The sequence below is a fragment of the Finegoldia sp. P1-F-LS genome (assembly GCF_052932205.1).
In genome coordinates, this window is the sequence record NZ_JBRFJH010000013.1 from 22,938 (window position 1) to 30,635 (window position 7,698).

A 7,698-nucleotide genomic window follows, 5' to 3' on the forward strand; every position below is an offset into this window, starting at 1 on the left:
AAAAAAACAAACACTTTATTACACCACCATAAAATACGAACATTACAACAAAACAAAACACCACAATAAATCACACAACTTGTACTAAAAGTACCAACAATAATCAAAAAATAAGACAAACATCAGAAAAGCACGAAAATAATACAAATTTTAATAAAAAAATCAACAAAAAACACTAACACCAATAACAGACATTAATATAAGGAAGAAAATAAACTACCAAAACCAACCACAACCACATCAAATCGCAAAAACTAACAAAACCCCTGATAAAATAGCGCAATTCCATAAAAAACACCCCTAGCAAAACATATCAACCACCGTAAAAAATGAACAAAAAGTCATAAAATTCAACAAATTTTAAAAAATCCTCAAAAATTCATTAAAATCATGTAAAATAACAAAAAAATCCTCAAAAAAGGTTGAAATAAAAATTCATTATTGTATAATATAAGTTACATAGACATACGTTATCATTTATTCACAGTTTTCGTAATTATATTAGGTATTTTTCAAGTAAACTTTGTTCAAAAGCTTGATTTATTAAATTATTTGATTTAAAATATAATTACAGATAAACTATCATAAATGATTTCAAATTAAGTTTATGAAGGTTAAAAATTTTAGGAGGAATAAACCAATGAAATTAAACAAAAAGTTATTGACAGCAGCATTAGCTGGTGCATTAATCGTAACTGCAGTTCCAGCAAGCACATTCGCTTACAACAAAGCTGAAAATTCTTACACTCAATATTTGGGATTAAGCAAAAAAGAAGCAGCTGAACAAATTGCAAAATTAACAGCTAAGATTAACGATCTTTCAGCTAAGAGAGCTAAATTAGTTACTCAAGAATTCAACCCAGCAGGAACACCAGACGGATTGATTGAAAAACTTCAAAAAGAAGAAGCAGCAGCTAAAAAAGCATACGAAGCAGCAAAAGCTAACTTCGAAGCAGCTGAAAAAGGCTTAGAAGCAGCAAAAGATGCACAAGAAAAAGCTAGATTAGCAGAAATCAAAGCAGTAGATGCTTACAACGCTAAAGTTGGTGAATATGACGCATTAGTTGCAAAAGCTAAAGGCGAACGTGATGCAGCTGTTGAAAAAGCAAACAGAGAATTCAAAACAGCTCAACAAAACTTCTTAAGAGAATCACAAAGAGCAAAAGTAGCATATGATAAAGCAGTAGCAGACAGAGAAGCAGCTGAAGAAGCATTAGAAACAGCTAAGAAACAACAATCTGGCGATACTCGTATTTCTATGTTAGAAGAAGAATTAGCTGCTAAAAAACAAGTAGAAACTACAGCTAAAAACAAATATGATGCAGAAGTAGCAAAAATAGACGATACTCTTAAAGCAGCTCAAAACTCTAAAGACTCAGCTATTGCAACTGCTGAAAATATCTTAAAAGGTAAATTAAACCAATTAAATAAAAAATACAAATTAAGCGAAGGTTACAACGGATCTGCAGCTGATTTAACATTAATTCAAAGAGAAAAAGATGCAGCTGTTGCAGCTCATAAAGCAGCTATCGAAAATACAAGAGCAGCTCAAAAAGCTTACAATGATGCATTAGCTAGCTACAAATCAGCTAAGAAAAAATATTCAGTAGCTATTGAAAAAACTTACAAGACAACTGAAGACTTCAAAAACATTGAAAAAGACCTTAAAGAAAACTATACAATTATAGAAATAATCTTAAAGGATCAAAACAAATCAATCAATGATTTATCAGGTCAATTAGCAGCAGACGCTATTAAAGAATTAGAAGATTATTCTAAATTATCAGGTAGCGAAAAAGCAGCTGATCAAGCTAAAATCTTAAAAGAAATTGATAAAGCAAAATCAGAATACAACAAAGCAAAATCTGAAATCAAAGAAGTTAAATCAGTTTACACTTACAAATTCGCAGTTAAAGATACAACTGGTAAAGGTGTACAAGGTTTAGCATTAAAATTAAAGAATGTTGAAGATACTTCTAAAGTATACAATGCAACATCTGATGAAAACGGAGACATCTTAATTCACGGTGTATATGAAGGAACTTACGAAGTAGAAGTAGTATTCGTACCAAACGGATACCATGTAGTTCAAGATGGTAAACAAGTTTCAGAAGTTAAAGCTTTATTCAGAGCAGAATCAGAAGTAAAAGCTGAAAACAACGTTGAAAAAACTGAAGCTAAAAAAGAAGAAGCTAAAGACGTTGACGTTAAATTACCAAAATATATCCAAATAAAAGGTTCTGAAGAAAAAGAAGAAGCTACTGATAAAAAAGACAACAAAGATGAAAAAGTTGTTGACGGTGGAACTATCGTTGTAGAAAAAGATAAAAAAGACAACAAGAAAGATAACAAAAAACCAGAAAAGAAAGAAACTAAGAAACCAGCTAAACCAGCTAAAGAAAAGAAAGCATTACCAAAAGCAGGTGCAGCAGCTGAAGCAGCTACAATAGCAGCAGCAGCAATGGCTACTATGGGTGGAGCTTATCTTTCACTTAAAAAACGTAAATAATTTACGCAAATAGATTATACTAAAAAGATTTAGAGAGGACATATGTCCTCTCTTTTTTTTAGTATGACGGGCATGTTCTAATGCTGGGGTGAAATTCCCTACAGAGCGTAGTTACCAACGAATCTAATAGCGACCCCGAAGTTTTAGGTGGTGACATCTAGGAGAGAAGAACAGGTAGCGAAATCGTGGCTTGACGGACAGGAACAGAATATAAGGCGTAACAGGTGGCCAAGCTAGCTAAAGATAGCAAAGACCCAAAAGGTAACCGTAAACCCAAAGCGTAAATTCTGCAAGTAAACGATGAGAGTATTAGGGCTTATCCCGTGAGGTCTCATGGACGACACAGTAGTAACAACGAACTATGAGAAGTCAGCAGAATCCATAGTAGTTAGGAAGTTTCTGTAATGGAAATGGAGCGAAGGGAGGAACAATATTTATTGTAATATTTGAAAAGGATGCACTATGACTTGATGGAATACAAGGAGTGACGTATTCACTCCCCTAGGTTCGGATACAAAAAGAATAAAGTTAAATAGTTTCATCAGAAATAAACAATATGATACAAGAGAATATTGAACCGCCGTATGCCGAACGGCACGTACGGTGGTGTGAGAGGGCTATTTATTTAGCCCTACTCGATCGTTAAATTTTTTGATCGAATAAAACACATTTTCTACAGATCTAGCGTGTATTGAAAAAAGTGTCTCATTCATCAAGAAAATCTTGTGGTAGATTTGAGTAATATCTAGAATCCAAAAAATTATCAGAATAAAACAAAATAATGATTCTGCCTAGTTATATTGATTAAAATCAGCATCGAAGCATTTTGCAAGAAATCTATAATTAAGACAATAGAATGTATTAGAAAATTTTTGAGAAGTCACCTACTTAATACATAAATCTTCAAGGCATAAACTAACACATACAAAAAAATCACTTCACTAATTCTATCAACACAAGACAAAAAAATTTTACCTAGTTTCTAAAAATATTTTACGTCAAATTATAATCGCAATTAATGATTTCTGATTATATTAGAATTATTTATTGAGTTTAATGTGGTAATAGACTATTTTCATAATGATAAAATATACAACATTAAAAATCTGATAAAATTACCATTGCGTGATATTGACAAATCAAGAACAAATAAATACACTAAAGAAATAATATTGAACTTGATATTGTTTAATAATTTATTTTGCTGAATCTAATTATCAAAAATTTTTTGATTTCAGAAAAATACACGAATTATTCTAATATTTCATATAAAAATTATAAAATCTCAACATAATTTTAGGTCTTTAAAAATTTTTGAAATTAAATAAAAAAACCGCAAATGCATAAAAAACCAAACAATACTATAAAAAACCAATACATAGCTGTAAAATATTTATTTTTTATTGTTTATCAATAACGTGTGCATTAACGTAAAGTGACAGAAAAACGTCACTTTAATGATTTTAAAAGATTTTTAAAATTTTCTATTAAAAGGGTTGAATTATCTTTCCTTTGCGATATAATATGAATATATGGAATTTGTGTTTTCAAATGATCAAAAAAATATTTTGCATGAAAATATTGGAAAATACAGCACTTAAATGATTATATAATTTTTTTGATTATAGAAAACACAATTCCTAGAAAGAAATTGTGAGGTTTATTTTCAGAAACATTACAAAAATTACAATTTTGTAATAATTACAATTTGCAAAATAATATGTTTCGTAATAAACTAAACAAAAATTATAAAAAAAGAAAGGAAAACGTAATGAATAACAAAAAGATTTTTGAAAAAATCATTACCGAAAAAAGAGCAAAAAGCTCTAATGAAAGACCAAAATACGGTCTTAGGAAACTAACAGTAGGCGTAGTTTCATGTCTTTTAGGTTACATGATGTTCATGACACCAAATGTAACATTAGCTGATAAAGTAGAAACTACACCAGCGGCTTTAGAAGCGAAGGTAGAATCAACAAAAGTTCACACTGATGATGAAGAACAACCAGCTGAAGAAAACACTGCAAAGCCAGAAAAGAAATCAGCTGAACAATTTGATGCTCAATCTTCAAAAGCTACAACACCAAATGCACAAGATAGAAATGTAAGAGCACCCGAAGTTAACACTGAAGTAGCTACAGCATCTGATAATGAAGCTGAAAAATTTATAGCTGAACTAAAAGCTATTACTGTAAAAGTTGGAGAAGCTAATATCGATTACTCAAAGACTGTTGCAAATCTACCTGAAGGCGCAAAAGTTACAGCTAATGTAGATACTACACAAAAAGGTGAAAAGAAAGTACAAGCTACAATAGAATTCAAAGATGGATCTACACAAGTAGTTGAAATCACTGTTAATGTTGTAGAAGAAAAAGAAGACGCACTTGAAGTAGGTAAAACAACAGGCGCTGAAGACAGCAAACAACAAGCAGGAGAAGACAAAGTAGGTCTTACTGAAGATCAAAAAGAACACGCAGGAAAATCAGCAAATAACTGGGAAGAAACAATCGGAGAAGATAATGACTACTGGAAAGCACCAGAAGGATACAATAAAGCTAAAAACCTTGGTGGTCTTAATAACGGTGGTATGGGAGCTTTTGAAGTAAATTATCTTGGAACTTATACAGATGAAAGTGGAAGAGATGTAGTTAGACTTGAATGGAAGGGTGACTCAAGAACTTCAGAATCTGTATGGATGGACAAACTTTCATTGGCTTTCAAATTCCAAAAAGATTTGTTTGAAAAAATTGACTGGGATAGGTCTTATGTATATTCAACAAACAAAGGGGAACAAAAATTCCTATTTAACAACGTAAATGCTGCTGACTACCAAGCAGAATTCATGCTTTCACAAGTTACAAAAACTTATACTGGTAATAATTACGAATTACCAATGAACCTTGTTCTAAAAGAAGGAACAAAGATTTCTGATCTAGGAAAGAAGGACTATCTTGTTCAACACAGAGGTTATGATACAAAGTATAAAGAAGTACTAGCTAACTTCCCTGGAACAGTAGGGACAAGAGAGCTAAATGATGTTGCTTATGGTCAATTTACAAGATCAACAGTAATACCCCTAAGCTCAAATCTTAAAAGCACTGTAATTCCTCCAAATTCAAACAAAAAATCTAATGATTTTAGCTTTGGTTCTAGTGAGTATGATAGTGAAAATAAGGTTATAAAGACTAAACACTACTATGTAAAATCCGACTCCATTGACTCCTATTTAGGTAATGTTGGATTTAAGCAATCATTCGATGCAAGGCTTCTTGACCTTTTAAAAGAAGATGATCAAGGAAATGTAGCTTACCTTGAAGTAAAGGGAATTGACAACAAGAAAGCATACAAAGATACACCAAAAGTAGGGATTAAGAGAAATCAAATCAATGTTAAAGATGGTGTTGCTACTATCTATGTAGTAGGTGCTGACTTCCAATCAAACCTAGATAAAACTGGCAATAAAGTAGTTCGTGCTACGTCTGGAAATATTACAACGGGAATATATTCTGTTTTATTTAAAACAATGACTATAAACTATGTTAACACTGAAATTGAATATAATGTAGATGAAGATATGATTTCTAAGTTATTCCCTCAAAACAAATATCTACAATCTTATGCGTTTGAGAGCGGATTTATCCATGAAAATAAGGATGGTTTCTTAAAATCTGAACAAGAAGTAAAGAATGAAACTATCATTGATAAAGGTAGTAAACTTACATTAGAGTTTAAAGATCAAATGAAAGATAAAGGAAACCAATATGTAATTCAAATTGGTGATACCTATCACTTAATGAATGATTCATCAGCTCCAAGCCGTGCAACTGATTTTGAAACTATCACTGAGAGAAATGCTGGCGGTATTGGTAATTCTAGAAACATGAAATATGACATCGATATGAAAGCTGGTAGAACCCTATCTGCAGGTGAAAAAATCAGACTTTGGATTATAAACGACAATGGACATAAATATGAAAGCCAAAGCTGGAGACTATATATTAACAATGGTGATGCAACAAAAGATGTAGAAATAGTTAATGTTGAGGGTGAAAACTTTACAAGAGACTACAATCCATACTATTTCCAACACTCTAAGAGCGTTGACGGTGTTATGGTTACAAAACATAAATATGTAGCACAAGTAGAAGAAATTTTTGATACTGATACTGAAATAAAAGGTACTGTTCGAAGAGATGAAAATAACGTAACTGGCTACTATATGACACCAGATGGATCTAAATTCTACTTCAACTTAGTTAAATCTGAAAACTCAGATAAAGCTAGAGCAATTGTCCTAGATGAAAATGGTAGGGAAGTAGAAAAAGGCGATAGAAAATTTGATGAAGTTTATAACTATGCTTTAGGTCAATTTAAATCTGAAGATGGAAAAGAAACTCTAAAACTCAAGAAAGATATGCCTATCTATATCAACAATGCTAGACCAGGACAATTCCCATCAGACCCAGTTATCGAAAAAGTTAAGTCTAGAGTAACATTTGACCAAAACTACGAAGGAAAACCTGAAGATAAGGTAGTAGTAGCTCCAGAAAACGAACAATATCTAGGAAACGCTGGTTACACAGCAAACGGACTTGACTATAATGGCAAAAACGTAATGCCAGAAAATCCAACAAGAGAAGGTTATACATTTGTAGGTTGGGCAACAACTCCAAATGCTACAAAAGCAGACTTCACAAAAGATACACCAATTGAAAACTCTCTAACTGTATATGCAGTATGGAAAAAAGCTGAGCTTACAGATGATCTTACACCATCATACACAGACGCTGATGGTAAGGTAGGTACACAAACAACAATCACATCACCAAACTTTACAGGTAAAGATGGTAAAGATGTAGCAAAACCAGAAGGAACAAAGTTCGCTCTAGGTAAAGGCGCTCCAGAAGATGCAAAAATCAATCCAGATACTGGTGAAATCACCTACACACCAACAGAAGCTGATGCAGGTAAGGATGTAGAAATCCCAGTGGTAGTAACATATCCAGATGATTCTACTGATGAAGCTAGTGCAAAAATCAGTGTCCAACCAGCAGAAAAAGACGCTGACAAGTATGAACCAGAAGTTAAGAAGGAAGAAATCGAAAAAGGCGGAAAAGTTGACTTAACAGACAACGTAACAAACCTAGACAAACTTCCAGAAGGCACAAAAGTAGAAGATGTAACTCCAG

The 7,698-nt window shown here is 32.3% G+C and carries 2 protein-coding genes; both read left to right on the forward strand.

What is annotated here, in order from left to right; genetic code table 11:
* The first annotated feature begins 640 nt into the window (after positions 1 to 640).
* Positions 641 to 2,509 carry an adhesion factor FAF gene (gene faf, locus ACU68Y_RS08455; protein ID WP_446755868.1) on the forward strand — a complete coding sequence of 623 codons (1,869 nt, stop codon included), beginning with the start codon at positions 641 to 643 and terminating at the stop codon, positions 2,507 to 2,509.
* Positions 2,510 to 4,280: 1,771 nt separating this feature from the next.
* Positions 4,281 to 7,698, forward strand: a 3,418-nt coding sequence (locus tag ACU68Y_RS08460) for a Rib/alpha-like domain-containing protein (protein ID WP_446765334.1), incomplete at its 3' end; no start/stop codon positions are given.